The 16,561-nt window shown below is 37.5% G+C and carries 12 protein-coding genes; 4 read left to right on the forward strand and 8 right to left on the reverse strand.

Features of this window, described 5'->3' with window-relative positions; all coding sequences use genetic code 11:
- The first annotated feature begins 178 nt into the window (after window positions 1-178).
- Window positions 179-1,534, forward strand: a complete 1,356-nt coding sequence (locus CA2015_RS24250) for a transglutaminase-like domain-containing protein (RefSeq protein ID WP_048644236.1) — start codon at window positions 179-181, stop codon at window positions 1,532-1,534.
- Window positions 1,535-1,586: 52 nt separating this feature from the next.
- Here CA2015_RS24250 and CA2015_RS24255 read toward each other — a convergent pair whose 3' ends face one another.
- Window positions 1,587-1,784, reverse strand: a complete 198-nt coding sequence (locus tag CA2015_RS24255) for a hypothetical protein (protein WP_157470592.1) — start codon at window positions 1,782-1,784, stop codon at window positions 1,587-1,589.
- A gap of 434 nt (window positions 1,785-2,218) precedes the next feature.
- Here CA2015_RS24255 and CA2015_RS24260 point away from each other — a divergent pair, with 434 nt between their 5' ends.
- Window positions 2,219-2,680, forward strand: coding sequence for a hypothetical protein (locus tag CA2015_RS24260; RefSeq protein WP_048644238.1), 462 nt, complete (start codon window positions 2,219-2,221; stop codon window positions 2,678-2,680).
- A gap of 423 nt (window positions 2,681-3,103) precedes the next feature.
- On the opposite strand, the gene CA2015_RS24265 is transcribed toward CA2015_RS24260, so the two are convergent.
- The 3 genes from CA2015_RS24265 to CA2015_RS24275 form a co-directional block, all read right to left on the reverse strand.
- Complete coding sequence (locus CA2015_RS24265) at window positions 3,104-3,787, reverse strand: DUF2490 domain-containing protein (RefSeq protein WP_048644239.1); 684 nt, start codon at window positions 3,785-3,787, stop codon at window positions 3,104-3,106.
- Entirely contained in the window at window positions 3,787-4,362 is a 576-nt protein-coding gene (locus tag CA2015_RS24270) for a hypothetical protein (RefSeq protein WP_157470593.1), read from the reverse strand. Before CA2015_RS24270 ends, CA2015_RS24265 begins: the two co-directional genes overlap by 1 nt.
- Window positions 4,363-4,656: 294 nt before the next feature.
- Window positions 4,657-6,246: a M81 family metallopeptidase gene (locus tag CA2015_RS24275; protein ID WP_048644745.1), complete on the reverse strand. Its 1,590-nt coding sequence runs from the start codon at window positions 6,244-6,246 to the stop codon at window positions 4,657-4,659.
- Window positions 6,247-6,594: 348 nt separating this feature from the next.
- Here CA2015_RS24275 and CA2015_RS24280 point away from each other — a divergent pair, with 348 nt between their 5' ends.
- On the forward strand, window positions 6,595-7,662 hold the full coding sequence (locus CA2015_RS24280) for a serine hydrolase domain-containing protein (protein WP_048644241.1): 1,068 nt from the start codon (window positions 6,595-6,597) through the stop codon (window positions 7,660-7,662).
- A gap of 12 nt (window positions 7,663-7,674) precedes the next feature.
- Here CA2015_RS24280 and CA2015_RS24285 read toward each other — a convergent pair whose 3' ends face one another.
- Both CA2015_RS24285 and CA2015_RS24290 read right to left on the reverse strand, forming a co-directional pair.
- Window positions 7,675-8,997, reverse strand: a complete 1,323-nt coding sequence (locus CA2015_RS24285) for an ABC1 kinase family protein (protein ID WP_048644242.1) — start codon at window positions 8,995-8,997, stop codon at window positions 7,675-7,677.
- 3 nt (window positions 8,998-9,000) lie between these two features.
- Window positions 9,001-9,657: a TetR/AcrR family transcriptional regulator gene (locus tag CA2015_RS24290; RefSeq protein ID WP_048644243.1), complete on the reverse strand. Its 657-nt coding sequence runs from the start codon at window positions 9,655-9,657 to the stop codon at window positions 9,001-9,003.
- Between the two features lie 192 nt (window positions 9,658-9,849).
- Between CA2015_RS24290 and CA2015_RS24295 the strand changes: the two genes are divergently transcribed.
- The gene (locus tag CA2015_RS24295; protein WP_048644244.1) at window positions 9,850-11,175 is read left to right on the forward strand and encodes a S41 family peptidase; all 1,326 of its coding nucleotides are present in this window, start codon (window positions 9,850-9,852) and stop codon (window positions 11,173-11,175) included.
- 492 nt (window positions 11,176-11,667) lie between these two features.
- On the opposite strand, the gene CA2015_RS24300 is transcribed toward CA2015_RS24295, so the two are convergent.
- Together CA2015_RS24300 and CA2015_RS24305 are read right to left on the reverse strand one after the other, a co-directional pair.
- Window positions 11,668-13,182: a RagB/SusD family nutrient uptake outer membrane protein gene (locus CA2015_RS24300; protein WP_048644245.1), complete on the reverse strand. Its 1,515-nt coding sequence runs from the start codon at window positions 13,180-13,182 to the stop codon at window positions 11,668-11,670.
- Window positions 13,183-13,206: 24 nt separating this feature from the next.
- A complete protein-coding gene (locus tag CA2015_RS24305) occupies window positions 13,207-16,518 on the reverse strand; it encodes a SusC/RagA family TonB-linked outer membrane protein (RefSeq protein ID WP_048644246.1) in 3,312 nt (1,103 codons plus the stop codon).
- Window positions 16,519-16,561 lie beyond the last annotated feature (43 nt).

Below are 16,561 nucleotides of genomic sequence, written 5' to 3' on the forward strand. Positions count from 1 at the left end.
ATTCATTTTTCAACATAAAAATCACACATACCCTCCAGTACAAATTTCACCTTATTTTTATATAAAAGTTAGAAACAGATAAGCTTTTATTGACTTGATACTTAATTAAGAAACACTAACTTTGAGTTAATGAACCACTACCCCTACCATCTTAAACACAACAACTAAAAGCCTTATCATGAAAAAAAAATTGTGTTTTGCTCCGTTAATTGTTTTTTTCATTTTTTCCCTGACACTAATAAGCTGCCAAGCTGAGAAAAAAGAAACTATTCAGTTCAAAAATAAAACTGCACCTATACCCAAAGTAGACATTGCTGATATTGAGGAGGGCATCAAGGCCTTTATCACCAACAAAGCAGCGGAGAATGATGGTTTTTTTCTGGTGAAGGATGATAATAAATTTTTGCGCTTACAATTGGTAAGGGTCCACACAGAATATTTATCAAACCTAGGCCCTAACAGCCATTTTGCATGTGTGGACCTTGCGGATACCAGTGGAGACGTTTACGATGTGGATTTTTTCATGGAGGGCAAACCTGGGGAGATGGAAGTAACTGAAACTACTGTCCATAAATTAAATGGAAAACCATTTTATACCTGGAAACAGAAGCCAGATAAAACATGGCATCGACTCCCTGTAGCAGAGGCTAGTAATTTATTACTGGGGGTAATAGAGGGAGAAGATCAATTTCAATTTAATTATGAAGTCATTTTGCCCACTATAGTTGGAAAGGCAAAAATGTGGATCCCAGTGGCTATCACTGATGACTTTCAGGAAGTGGAACTAGCAAAACAAGAAATACCAGGTAAGCATGAGATCATCAAAGACATTGCAAATAACAATGCCATTCTATTCCTTGACCTTACTTCAGAAGAGAGTGGCAAACCGGTTACCTTGGTTTATAATGTCAAACGCAAAGAAAAAGGCCCCTATGAAGACGCTAGTGAAATGGATCCACGGTATCTGGAGTCAAGTGCATTAATGCCTGTAGGTAGACGCTTCCGGGAGTTGGCTTTGGAGGCCATAGGAGAAAAAAAGAATGACAGTCACTTAATGCAAGCCAGGGCTATATACGACTACATTATAGACAATATGAAGTACATGAAATATGGTGATTATGGCAAAGGCGATTCTATCTATGCTTGTGATACAAAAACCGGAAACTGTACCGAGTTTCACTCCTTATTTATTTCCATGGCACGTTCTGTTGGCATTCCAGCCAGATTTTCTATAGGTGCAGCTATACCCTCAGACCGAGACGAAGGAGGCATTGATGGTTATCATTGCTGGGCTGAATTTTATGCAGAAGGAAAATGGTGGCCTGTGGATATAAGCGAGGGCAATAAATATACTGCACTTTCCACTTATTATTTTGGTCGCAATCCGGCCAATAGGGTAGAATTAAGTAGAGGTAGAGATTTAGCCTTAAACCCTGGACCAGAGGCTGGACCTGTAAACTTCATGGCTTACCCTGTCTTAGAAATTGATGGTAAATCCGCAGTAGCGAAAACAACATTTTCTTTTACCAGGTAAAATTACCCATAAAAAAGAGCGCGAATTAAGCGCCTTCTTTATGGGTACATTATTATTCCTTTGTTGGATGTTCAGAACTATCTGAAGGGTGTTCGTCATCTCCAGCCGGATGCTCATCTTCTCCAGCAGGATGTTCTTCGGTTTGTTCAGTACTCTCAGCTTTCTTGTTTCCACAAGAAGTAACAGTGAATGAAAAGAAAAAACCCATTAGTAATAACAATAAAGCAACGCTCCTTAAATTTTTTATCATTTTCATATTATTACAGTATCTGATTCTTTTAAAGATACATCTTTTTTAAAAATATCAAAACCAAATTGTTATTTATCAGCTATTTACAAAATAATCTATTAGTTCAAAAACAGCAACATTATCGTCCTATTTGATTTTTCTTAAATGTATTCAAGACCAGAATCTTTATTAAGTTAAGTACTTTCACTTAAACCTTGACAGTATTAATTTTGCTTTTTGCTTATCTAGATCTAGCAATATGGATTAGCTAATGTATTTAAATGATATAATGGTATTAAATCTTGAAAGAAAGGAAAATACCAGATTGCCATCAATCACTAAACAGATTCAATTTAAAATTCAGGTCTAGTCTGGCTTTCATAATTTTCTGATTTCGTTAACTTTTTTGGCAACCTTTTTGAGATGGATAGAGAAAAATTACACACATAATTATTATGGAAAAATTAGCCCACAAGAAAAAAGTAATGGTCGAGGCCATTAAACATCAGGAAAGTATCGTTTCAGATTTTAGGCAAAGGATACAAGAAATAAGGGATGGAGAACAACAGCCTCAGGATGAGCCTCAAGAATATGATCAGCAAGGCCAAGAAAATGAAAGCGCGCTTGTCATCAATCGACTTGCACGGGAACTGAACTTTGTGATCGAAGAATTAGATTTTCTGAAGCAAATGAAAACTGCTGACAATCACTTTTCTGAAGTTTCTTTGGGCGCAATAGTAAAAACCGATAAAATGACTTTTTTTCCGAGCGTGAGTTTGGAGGAATTTGAAGTAGATGGAGATAAATTATTCGGCATATCTCGAAAAGCTCCAATATACAAAGAAATGCTAGGGAAAAAGAAAGGGGATTCTTTCAGTATGAATGGTCAAAACTACAAAATCTTGGACGTTTACTAATCTGAGTAACCAATGTTTCCTGTAGCGCAATGTACCTCACCTAAAAAGCCAAGCACTAAACATAGCCAAGGGTAAATTCCTAAAGCTATGTTTATTTTAAACCCGAAATATGCAATAGACAATCTATTACGTGCTGAAATCGCTTCAAAATCAGCCACTTCGTTGCTGTTTTCAATTTCACCATTGCGGTGCTATGCTATAATCTCCAAACAGCCTGATTTTCTTGCGATTGCAACACTTCCTGTAAACACGGGACAGGCTTCACCCCTGACATTGTCAGGGCGTAGAAATCCTATTACATAATCGGGGTTAAATCTAAATATACAAGCAATTACCCAATCTGGGTTTAACGAAGTTGGATTGGTTTTGGAATAATGCCAAAAACCATGAGTTTTAGCATTTGATTTATTATCAGAATATACGCTAAAAATTCAAGTACCATCCGAATTTAAACCAAGTTCTATGGCGGAGGTCCGGGTCAAAAAAGCGATCAGTCCTATAATCTATTCCTGCCTGAAATTTTTGTTTCTCCTTGGAAAGGTGACCCAAAGATGCCACCACCCGGTTTTCGACACCGCTTTCACCTGCTTGGTAGCTATAAAGGACTTCATCACTAAATACGAGATAGAACTCTCCAGGATCCAAACTTTTTCCTTCAATTGGTAGTTCAAAAGAAATACGATATCTAAGTCTATAATCATTTTTTTCAAAAGGAGCGTAAGTTTGATCTGCTCGAATTCGATGCCCAATCTTATAATTGCCGGGCAACTGGAGAATGGATATTTGCTGTATGGTTCTATGGCTATTGTCTCCCCTGCTATTCACCCTATATTGATACCCTGCGGCTATATCAATAAATGGATTGACTTTGGTGCCCAAAAACCCCTGAAAATCCGTAAGATTATGGAAGTAACCCACATCCAAATCCTTGCCTTCGAACTTTTCGGCCATACCGTGTTGACTCTCTATTTTACCAATTATTTTCAGTTTTTCTGTTGCTTTAATGCCTATCTGAAATTCAGGAAAAAACCCAAACATCCTGACAGTTCCTTGAGCCATTAACTGTGCTGGCAATGATAAAAGAAAAATAAGTAATAGTTTACGCATCAATAAAACAGATTATTCGAAGGTGTTAGTATGATTTCTCTACTCATTTGGATTTGCCCATTATTATCGAATAATCCCTCCCATAATTTTTTTGAATTTGATGTTTCGCCATAAAATTCCAATTCATATTTTATTACAATTTGGTTCAAATAATTGGTCTTCACCCAATTTTGAAAGTCTTCCTTTGTCCCAGTATATTGAACTTGAATTTTTTCGATTCTAGATTTTATATACTTTCCCTCCAAGTAATCGGATATATTGTCTTTGACATGTTGAGGTAATTTCCTCCAATGCTCAAATACTTCTATGTCTTCAATAATTCCTTCCTCACTAAATTCAACACTAAATTTTTTACCTTTTCGAATAAATTTGGCTTCATAACTGTGGCTGTCCGCACTTATCTCAAAATACCACTTTAATTTTTTCTTATGGTCAAAAACATCCTCCAACCACTTTATGGCTATTTCAGGAACATCATTACTCACTACTCTGGACTCCTTTTCAATCTTCACCTGAGCATAAGTCAAATGAGAGAGGAAACAGAATAGGAAAATAATGCAATATTTTTTTACCATTTTTTTGGATTTTTTTAAAACAATCGTTCTTTCTCCTTTATAACTTTTAGGTAATACGGTACTATTATGAAATCAACCTATTGATTATTGGGACTTGTTAAATGAAATTTTGATTTCTAACAAAATAGAATTGCCTGATCTGTTGTTTTCACCAACAAATCAGGCATATAATTTTCAATACGTAAAGTAAAAGGATATTATTCAGACCAGCAACTTTGAGCAATTTAAGATTGTCGTTGAGCTACTTCTTAATTAAGGCTTGAATGGGCATTAAACAAAGACTGACCAATCTGGTCAAAATTCTTGAGAGGAAGGAACCAAGCGGGCACTCAAATCTGGTGTTGACATCTCTTTATCAAACGGAAACATGGGTCTGTTGATACGTTTAAACTCCAACCTTTCTAAGTCCTGATCAACACCTCCTGGCGTAAGTGCCATAATCCAATCAGCCCTCATGTCGTATAATTCTGGAACAAGATAACCGATTTTAACTACTACAATATCCGTATCTCTCGGGTTAAGACCAAGATTAGTAAAATCACTTTCCCTATGATAAGGTTTTCTCTTTTTGGTGACAATTACATGTACGCTTCCTACCTTCACTACAACTTCCACCTCGGCATTTCTATCCCCTTTTTCAATAGCTTCAACAGTACCTGAAAGTAAAATCGGGGGTGAAAAACGATCATCAACTGCTGCTCCTGCTTTTGCAGAAACCTTAGCACCTACACCTACTTTCAACGCAGCCTCCACCAATTCAGGACTGGGAATAGACGCATAAATTAAAGAAGGGCCTGAATCAGCTTTAAATTCCGGTCTGTCAAGTATTTCCTTTAATGTCCAGGTGACATCACCCGCTCCCCCGGCAGTTGGATTATCCCCCATATCACTTATCATAAAAGGCTTCGCTTCACTATCTATTGCCATATCCAAGCTCTCTTTTAAACTTGCAGTCGGGGCAATAAAATCAAATTCGTTTCTTTTATCCCAGAAGCTAGTCGCCAACCTCTCTGCAGTTTGGCTAACTTTCTCTTTTGAATCTCCTGTTACCATCACTACGGCATGATTTCTAGGTTCATCCGCCCAGGCATATCCTACCCATATCGCAGCATCAATTACACCCTCCTGTTGAGTTGCAGGATTCACCTCTGCATAAAGACTTTTACCTGGCTCAACTCGGGTACTCGTTTTCTCTCCTGGAAGCAATATAGGAACAGGCACCCATGCCTTGTAGGCTGGCTTACCTTTTCCTGATTCTAATCTGTCCAAAAGATTGTCTACTGCTCGTTTTTTGGATTCCAGCGCATCTTCGTGCGGAGCCATTCGGTAGCAAGTAATTAAATCAGTATTACCTGCTAGCCTCCAGGAAACATTCCCATGCAAATCCATTGAAGTAGATATTAGGGTTTCCTTACCTATCACTTCCCTAATCCTTTCAATAAAATCTCCTTCAGGATCATCCAAACCAACCACACTCATGGCACCATGAATATCAAAAAACAACCCATCATAAGGTAAATTTTCTTTCAACCTTTCAAGTGTTTCTCCAACCAGAGATTCGTATGCTTCTCGAGAAACTATTCCTCCAGGTATGGCATGTCCTCTAAGTGTAGGGAACCATTCAGCTCTGGATCTATTGATAGAATCCTCATTCATAAATGGATAATAATTGAATATTTCTTCCCCTCTTCTCGCATGAAAGGCTTCCTTTTCCGACACTGCAGGTGAGAAAGTGCTAGACTCTATGGCCAAACCTGCAATGGCCACACGTGGTAATTTTGAATTTTCCGCATTACTTTCCGAGGAATCCCCCCCACAGCTGTTAAATATTAGCGCAAAATTAACTAACAATAGCTGAAAATAGATTGATTTTTTTCTAAGCATGGTAGTAATATCTAATGACAAAAAAGGGATAAACACTGATCTTTTGTACTCATTCATTCAAAATAAAGGAATTTTCAACATAAAATCTAGACAAGCACAGTAAATTATGGATTCTCTATTCCTCCCACACTGAAAGCCCAATTGTGCCCTATAGCTGCACATTACCTTTAATTTAAAGGATATAATGAATTTCGGAATAGAATTGAATCAAACAATGCTTTAAATCAATTTTAGATTGACAAATAATTCCTTATTATTTTAACTTTAACAGTTTGCTAACCTTTGATACCTTTTTCCATTTAAAGGATAAATTTAGTACCTTAATCTTTTAATCATAAATATCATTTTATGTCTACTATCGACAGGGAACCTGCTATTTTTACTGCCTGGCATAAAGCGTTAAACCAGTTTTCTAACCAGAAAAAATTACCAGGGCTTGTTCTGAGCATTTACAAGGAAAACGAAGAACCATTACTTTGGTCTGAAGCCACAGGAAGTGGATCGTTGGATCAACCCTACTTCATCACAGAAATAGGAAACCTTCACCTTTTGGCAATTATTTTAAAACTTAAGGTGAGAGGCTTATTAAAACTGGATCAGCCAATCGCAGAGTTTCTTACAGACAAGATGTATGAGGGCTTGATTACTATTGGAGGAAGAGACTTTACTCATGAGGTCACCATAGCTCATTTACTTTCTCAAAATTCAGGAATCCCTGATTTTTTAAATTATTCCAAAGGCAAAGAAAACCCCATTAAAGAAGACATTCTTTCCGGGGCGGACTTGGACTGGGATTGGACCGAAATAATTAATAGAACTAAAGGTCAAAAACCTAATTTCAAACCTGGAAAATCAAAAAAAGGCATTTACTCATCTACAAATGAACAGCTTCTAGGTAAGGTCATTGAAAGCATCAATGGGGAACCTTTGGAAAAGACATTGAATGATTTTCATTTCAGTAGACTTTCCATGAACCAAACCTATGTTTATAAAGACCCAAACGACCGAACCCCGGCACTTTTTTCTTACAAGTCAAATCCAATAAACTCACCTTTGGCAATGGTATCAATGGGAGCCTCAGGTGGCATTGTCAGTACAGCCAAAGACTGCCTAACTTTTGTTAAAGCATTTTTCCATGGACATCTTTTCCCACTTTCCGAACTAGAACAGACCATGAAATGGCTTCCAATTAAACAAGGATTAAGTCAGGGTAAGGGAATTCTCCGCTATCAGAAACCCCGAATGCTTTTGACAGCCTCTAAGGATCCTGAGATAATAGGTTATTCAGGCTTTACCTCTGGAGCTTTCAGCTTTTACATACCTGAATATCAAACCTTCATGACTGGGACTACAAATCAATGTGACGACCCACTTCTTCCCTACAAACTAGTATCAAGTATGTTAAAACAACTTTAATTTGACCCCAGATTAGCTTTTTAGCCAGTCTGGTTTGGTCGTTTTAATATTTGCTTGCAATTGATTTAATAAATTATACAAACCAAAATAGGTTCTGTTGATGTACAATCCATGCCTTGAACCTCTAGCCTGCTTTGATTTTCTAAACATCTTGTCATTAGAAATCTTATCACCCAATGCAAAAATCATTTGAAAATAGTCATCGTCAGCGAAATCAAAGGATGCTACATGAAATGGTTTTCCAAGCAATGATATCATTTCTTTAAAGGTGTTTTTAAAGTAGATTTTTTCATCTGGTGAATCCTTATCAGAAATAAACTCCAAATCATAAAATATTTGGTCTAGTTCCTCCTCTTTGATTAATAGGTCCTTTTTTATCAATGAAAAATAGCCAGAATAGAAATCTTCAGGAATTACTTTAACACAACCAAAATCAATAACAGCCAATTGATTCCCTTCCTGTATAATGAAATTACCAGGATGAGGGTCTGCATGAACCTGTTTTAAATTATGTACCTGATGGTCATAAAAATCCCACAAGCTTTGCCCTACCTTATTTCTGGCTTCTTGTGATGGATCAGTTAAAAGCCATTCTTTTAAATGCATACCTTCCATCCAATCCATTGTAATCACCCTTGGGCTACTCATTTCCTCATAATACTTTGGGAAATTCAATCCTTCTATATGGCCACATGCTTCAGATATTTGCTTACTTCTCAAAACTTCCAAATGGTAGTCTGTCTCTTCCAATAACTTTTCTTCCACCTCATCCATATAATTGTCTAGCTCACGTTCACTCATGTTCAATAAGCGAAGAGCAAAAGGCTTTACTAATTTCAAATCTGATTTTACACTTGATCCTACTCCAGGGTATTGAATTTTGACAGCATATTCCTTACCGTTTTTGGTGGCCTTATGCACTTGACCAATTGATGCTGCATTAACAGCCGAAGGGGTAAAAGTATCAAAAAGGCTTTCAGGTCCTTTTTTAAAGTATTGGTTGAATGTTTTTACCACAAGAGGGTAAGACAAAGGTGGAGCACTGTATTGTGCCATAGTAAATTTATCTTGATAAGCTCTTGGAAGCATATTTTTATCCATAGCCATCATTTGAGCAACTTTCAGGGCACTTCCCTTAAGTTCGCTCAATGAATCATATATATCTGTGGCATTGTTTTTATGAAGCTCATCTTTGGACATGGAAGGGTTCACCACTTTCTTGGCATAATGCTTCATATAATTGCCCCCTACTTTGGCACCAGTACTGATAAATTTTGCTGCTCTTTGGACCTTTGAAACAGGAATACTTTGCTGCTCACTTAATTTGTCTGTCATGTTCTATTTGGATTGAAATAAGAATTTGGCAAAATCAACAAAACTATCCACAGCTGATTTGCCCATCAGGTCAAAAGCCAAATTCACTGACTTTTCAATGGCGGCATCTGTTTTTTCAAACCCTGGGGAATCATCTTTTAACCAAAAACGAAATACAAACATGACCTGAAGCCACATGGCCTCATGGTATTTGTCTGTCAAATAAGGCCTTTCAGCAATCTCTTCTGTTTCTTTGCCTTCGTTTACAATGCTATTGGCAAAATCCTTAAATTTTGATTTAAATTCTTTTAACTCAGTAGGGAAACTACGATCCTTCAAGGACACATTGCCATATACGGTGAGTAAATAAGACCTTTGTTCCTTGAGCTCTTCAATCCAGGTAAACAAGAACCCAAGCAGTTTTTCTCTTGAAGTATAGGTTTGGTAAACTTCCTGACTTTCCAAAGCATGAATTGTTTTGTCAAAATTCAATTCCCATACCGCTTTTTTCACAGCATCGAAGGAAGTGAAATACTCATAAAATGTCCCTTCTTTCATTTTCAAGTCTTTGGCAAACTTAAAAACAGATACAGGTTCATGCCCCGTCTCCAAAATATGAGCTATATATCCTTCAATAATTTTATTTTTGTCAGTTTCCTGATTTTTAGTTTTTTCCGTCATTTTGTTTGTGTATTTATCTCACCTTATTAACACCATAAGTACCCTTGTGGTTTGTTAATTGTTGCAAAAGTTTTTCACAAACAGTTTAATCTTGTTTGAGAATGGGTAAATTGACGATAGTGGATAAACATTTGAATATCTTTTTTTTCTTTTTTTTCGTTATTCATTAAACAGCTTAACCCCTATACTTCAATGATAAAGGCAAAAAACATCTTTTCTTTGGTGCTCCTTGTAGTTGTTTTCAGTGCTACATCCTGCGATTTTAATAATGACGAAACACTAGAAGACCCTAATCTGGTCAAAAGTGCAATTTTAGAAAGTATGCAAGAATGGTATTATTGGAACGATCATTTGCCTAGTGCAGTAAACGTCAGTAATTATGGCACTAACGATGAATTACTTTACAACTTGATGTACCTTCAGTATGACAGGTGGTCATATCTCACGACAAAAGAAGAATTTGAAGATGCTTTTACAGGGCAAAATGCTGGTCATGGATTTGGATTTGGGTTAAATGAAGACGATGAGTTATTTGTTAGTTTTGTCTATGAGGATTCCCCTGCCGGAAAAGATGGTTGGCAAAGAGGATGGCAAATTCTTGAAATAAATGGGAAACCTATCTCGACATACCGCGTGGAAGGGGGGTATAATTTCAACCTGGGAGAAAGCACTACAGGGATTTCAAATACTTTTACTTTTAAACTCCCTGATGGCACCATAACAAGTCGAACCAACACCAAAAACAATTATCAGGCAAACTCTGTCCTGCATAAAGAAATATTCGAACAGAGTGGTAAAAAAATCGGTTATTGGGTTTACAATAGTTTCAAAGCTTCAGCTAATATTAGCCCTATAAAGAGTTTAGAAGTTGAAGAAACGTTAAATTATTTTGAGGCGGAAAACATTGATGAATTGATTCTTGATTTGAGGTACAATGGTGGTGGATCTGTAGATGTAGCAGAACAAATAATGAATGCCTTGGTGCCGATTTCAGCTAATGGGGAATTGCTTTATACCAATGCTTTCAATCGGGATAAGGAAAGCCTCAATGAATCTTATTATTTCGAAAAAACCAAAGATCTAGATTTGAACAGATTGGTGGTGCTCACCTCAAGAGGTTCTGCTTCTTCAAGTGAATTGGTCATCAATTGTTTAAGACCCTATATGGAGGTTGTACTTATAGGTGAAAGAACCTACGGCAAACCTGTTGGCTCCTTTCCATTGTCCTCCTTTAATGAGACGTTGGAACAAAGTGACATCGAGTTAGTACCCATTACTTTTTCCATTGCCAATGCTTCAGGTGAGGCTGAATATTATGATGGGTTCCCTGTAGACATTCCTGCTTCAGACGACCCTTCAATCAATTGGGGCGGGCTTGAGGATAAGAAATTATCCAGCGCCTTATCTTATATTCTTTATGGAAACCTAAATCCAAATACTAGGATTAGACCTAGGGAGGATAGATGGCAGATGATAGATAATTTTAGTGGTCTTCAGCAAGAATTCCCTGTTTATTAAAACAGGATCCCATCCAAATTGTGTTTAAAAAGTATTCCTATCACAGAGTAAATTGCTTTTGATCGAAACGATAATCCCTATCCAAAGCTATATTTTGTCCTTAAACCCGAAATATGCAATAGACATTCTATTACGTGCTGAAATCGCTTCAAAATCAGTCACTACGTTGTTGTTTTCAATTTCACCATAGCGGCGCTATGCTAAAATCTCCAAACAGCCTGATTTGTCTGCGATTGCAACACTTCCCGTAAACACGGGACAGGTTTCACCCCTGACATTGTCAGGGCGGAGAAATCTTATTACATAATCCGGGTTAAATTAAAAAAAGGTGGCAGGATAAACCTGCCACCTTTTAATATTTAGTTCGAAAATGCAATAATCAAACAGTAAAAGCACTTAAATCATTTTATATCCAAGCACCTACTCCCTATTTTAAAAGGTTCCTATTAGAATCGGGAAATCCTATTGCATAATTCTTTTTTAAAATCACAATTAATAACCTGGGTTTTGTGGTGCCAAATTTGGATTTACATCCAATTCAATACTTGGTAGAGGCATCAAATAATCTCTAGAAGCATCAAAATTAGAATGCGGTTCTAAGCTATTAGCACCTTTAAAAACGGTCTCACCTAATTTCCTTCTTTTAATGTCATACCATCTTTTGTATTCAAAAGACAGTTCAATCCTTCTTTCCTCTAAAACAAGGTTGACAAAGGAATCTTTATCCATACCAGACTGAACATCTTCAGGAAAATTATTCATTTGTCCAGCTGCATTTCTTGCTCTTTCTCTAATGGAATTTACTAAAGCAACCGCTTCAGCAGTAGGCCCATTGTTTATTTCAGTTGCAGCCTCAGCGGCAATTAATAATACTTCCGCATAACGCATGGCAGCATAGTTATTGTCTGAATACCTACCATCAGAGTTACTATTTCCAGGGAACCTTCTGTACTTAGCAATATGTGGTCTTTGTGTATTTTGGAACTCCGTATAGGGCACCATTACACCACCAACCAAAGCTTCATCCTCAAAACTCACTTGCTTACGATAATCCCTATCGTCCCAGGTGTTGTACACCGCCATAGATGGAACACATACACTCCAACCCAAATTGTCAGCTCCTCTGATACCTGTCATTGGCGGCATGATATCATCATTCGCTCCTCCGCCACCATTTTGTTGGCCTAGAAAATCAATCGCAAAGATATGCTCCTTTAAGTTATCTGCCATATCAGCTCTGAAGAGGTTCTGATAATCGGCTTCAAGCTCATAACCAAACCTATCCTTGTTGTCAATCACCCATTTTGCTTCTTCATAAGCTTTAGGGTAATCTTCAAGGGTTAAATTAACAGATGCCAAATAGGATGCTGCTGTTCCTTTGGTAGGCCTTGATCTAACATCACTGGGCTGAGTATCTGGAAGGTATTGCTTTGCAAAGGCTAAATCTTCCAAAATCCCCTTGTAAACGTCTTCAGCAGAAGTTTTTGAAATGTCCTTAACTGCTTCAGGATCGGTAATAAAATAATCGATATAAGGTATGTCTCCAAACACCCTAACCAGGTGATAATAACTAAAAGCCCTAACGAACCTTGCTTCTGCAATCAATTGATTGCTAACTGTTTCGTCTAATTCTAAAGTTTCAGCACCAGCGATGGCAGCGTTGGCGGCACTAACAACTTGGTACCAATAGGGCCAGAAAACCCTGACCATACCATTGTTATCGTCCATATTGAAATCATTCACTTGTTGCCTTTCTGCAGGTGTTCCCCTATCACCAATATCCACCATATCGCCTCTCAGCATGATAGAGGTAACAAATTGCCTACCGTACAACCTCTCTGAGGCTATCCAGCCATAGGCTCCGAAAATAGCTGTCTCCACATCTTTTTCGGAATTGAATAAACTTTCAGGGGCCAACAAGCCCACAGGCTTTTCTTCTAGGTCAGCACATCCTGCAAACAAACAGGTTACGGCCAATACCAAAGATTTATATATTTTAGTTTTCATGGTTATTTCTATTTTTTTCGATGCTTAAAATCCCACATTAAGACCTACAGTATAGCTCTTTGCATTTGGATAACTTCCATAATCCAAACCAAGGTTTCGGTTACCATCAGTAGCTCCATCAGATCGATAATTAACCTCTGGATCATACCCTTCGTAGTCTGTAAAAGTCAATATGTTTTGTGCACTTACATAAAGTCTTAATTTGGAAAGCTTCAATTTGTTCACAACCGTTTTAGGAAAGTTATAGCCCAAAGAAAGGTTCTTTAATCTAGTGAAAGTACCATCATAAATCCATCTCGATGAAACCCTTCTTGTCCTTCCGTTAAATGCCATAGGGATGTCAGTTTGGGTATTAGTAGGTGTCCACCTGTCTAGGGCAGCAGTAGTTGCATTGTTAATACCTGACATCAGGTTGAGTTCCATCAATGTATAGCTCAAGATATCATTACCGAAAGAACCTTGGAAGAAAACATTAAGGTCAAAATTCTTGTACCTAAAGGCATGATTCCAACCCCAGAAGAAATCAGGATGTGGATTTCCTATAATTTCTCTATCATCACTATTGAGAGATCCATCATTGTTTAGATCTCTAAATTTTTCACCCCCTGGAACTTGTTCAAAACCTCCACCTGGTAAAAATTCATCCCCTTCTTGGTACACTCCATCATAAACCCAACCATAGAAACTTCCTACAGGATAGCCTTCTTTCAATAACTGTGTATTGCCTAAACCTACCATATGACCTGGACCTGATCCATACTGGATTTCAGTACCTTCAGGTAACGAAAGCACCTTGTTTCTATTTCTAGAAAAATTAATATCCATGTCCCACTGAAATGCTCCAACAAGATTTCTAGACCCTAAGGTCAACTCAACCCCTTTGTTTTCTACTTCTCCAATATTTCTAAGTTGATTGGTATAACCTGAATATTGAGGCAATTGAACAGCAAACAACAAATCAGAAGTCACCATTCGGTAATACTCAGCAGAGAAAGTCACTCTATCATCCCAAAAACCAACATCTGTACCAATATTCAATTGAGCTGTAGTTTCCCAAGTCAAATTATCATTGGCTACAGTGGTAGGTCTTACGGCATTTACAGGAACTCCATCAATGATGGTAAAAACAGGAGAAAACCTTGCTAAAGTCTGGTAAGGAGAAATGGCTTGATTACCGGTAATACCGTAACTTCCTCTCCATTTCCAAAAACTTATTAGGTCTGAAGTTTCCAAAAACTTTTCATTTTTCATGTTCCAAGCAATGGCTCCAGATGGAAAGAATGCCCATTTATTGTTTTTAGAAAAGGTTGAAGAACCATCATACCTAGCATTAAATGTAATTAGGTATTTGTCTCCAAAAGAATAATTTAACCGTCCATAATAGGAAGAAATTTGCCAATCAGTTAATGCTGAGTTAGGCGCTTGCCATACCGCAGAAGAACCGAGGTTCCAAAAAGAAAAAGCATCTGTGATAAAGGATGTACCTCTAGCCCCAAAGCTCTCACTTTCTGAAGACTGGAAAGAATACCCACCCATTGCCGATACTGTATGATCAATGCCAAAGGTTTTGGAATAAGTAAGGTAGTTTTCATTTAAAACCAGCGTGTTTCTGAACGCATTAATAGAGGCATCTCCACCAACATTTCTACCTTCGGTAACTGATGTAGGAGCAAAAGTACCTGTTCTTGATGTATTTGCGGTAGCTCCAAAGGTTGTTTTAAATTTAAGTCCTTCTATAATATCATATTCAGCAAAGAAATTTCCCTGAAACCTGTCATTTACATTTTCATTAACCAACTGAGTGGCCACGGCATAGGGGTTGTCATGTGGGTCATTAAGTCTTGCTACTGTAAAAGAACCATCTGCATTATAAATAGGTTGATCAGGCTCAAACTTAAAAGCGGAAGCAACTACTCCTGGAGTTAACCCCCCCGAGTTCTCCTGAGTTCTCACTCCATCACTACTGCTTCTTCTAGCAAAAAGGTTTAAGCCAATTTTGAGCTTTTCCGATGCCTGAATATCCAAATTACTGGTAATACTAAACCTGTTGAAATCTGAATTTATAATTACACCTTTTTGATCAAAGTAGGCACCTGAAACATAATAATTCACATTATCAGTGCCACCTGAAATGGAAAGCTGATAATTTTGAATACCTCCAGTTCTGAAGATCTGATCTTGCCAATCTGTATCTCCTCCTGCAGGCTGAATATTTGGTCTGGCATCAGAGATATAATCATTAAACTGAGCCGCATTCAATAAGTCAAGTCTGTTGATTTCATTTTGCATACTGTAGGAAGTATTGAACTCAATCCTTGCAGCACCTGTCTTACCTCTTTTGGTCGTCACCATGATCACACCATTAGCACCTCGAGAACCGTATATTGCTGTTGCAGAGGCATCTTTCAATACCTCTATGGAAGCAATATCTTCTGGAGGAGGCATGGCCGCTCCAATAAACCCATCCACTACAAATATAGGATCACTACTGGCATTAATAGAAGTTCCACCTCTTACCCTTACTTTCATACTGGCACCAGGTGCTCCATTATTGGATTGAATTTGAACTCCAGCAGCCCTACCTTGTAAAGCCTGAACAGCATCAATAGCTGGGTAAGCGGTCAATTCCTCTGATTTGACAGAAGAAACAGCACCTGTAAGGTCACTTCTTTTCTGTGTACCATAACCTACTACAACTACCTCTTCTAAAGAAGACTCATCCATAGACATGGTAACATTAATAATAGATTGATTTCCTATATTAATTATTTGGGATTCATAACCTATATAAGAAAACACTAACACTGCCCCGTCAGGTACAGTAATCGAATAACTACCATCCAAATCTGAAATAGTTCCAGTAGTTGTTCCTTGTACGGAAATAGTAGCACCGGGAAGTGGTTGACCTTGATCGTCTTTAACTACCCCTTTAATTGTCCTCTCTACTACAGCAACCAACAAGGCTTCTGATTTTTTTGTAAGTCGAATGTCAATTTGGTCATTAACTTGACGAAAGCCTAAAGTAGTTTGGGCGGCTATTTCTTTTAAAAAGGATTCAATACTGGCATTCCCTTTAGAAAGCACCAAGGATATATCCTCATTTACATCTGCCCTATCAAAAGAGAATGTGAAAGTAGTTTCAGATTCTATTTTTTGGAGAAATTCTCCCAAAGTCATTTCATTTTTAGTCACTCTCACCTTTACTTCCTCTATGCTTTGGAATTGAGCACTTACATTTAATGCCAAAACCAAGTTGAAGAAAACGAGTTGTAAGGAGAACCCATATAGCAAATAACGCGACAATAGGTAGATTGTCTTTTGTAATTTAAATTTCATAGTTTTATTGGTTTATTGTTTCAATCAATGATCATGGTAGATG

Origin of the sequence: Cyclobacterium amurskyense, from assembly GCF_001050135.1 — a bacterium.
GTDB classification, from domain to species: Bacteria; Bacteroidota; Bacteroidia; order Cytophagales; family Cyclobacteriaceae; genus Cyclobacterium; species Cyclobacterium amurskyense.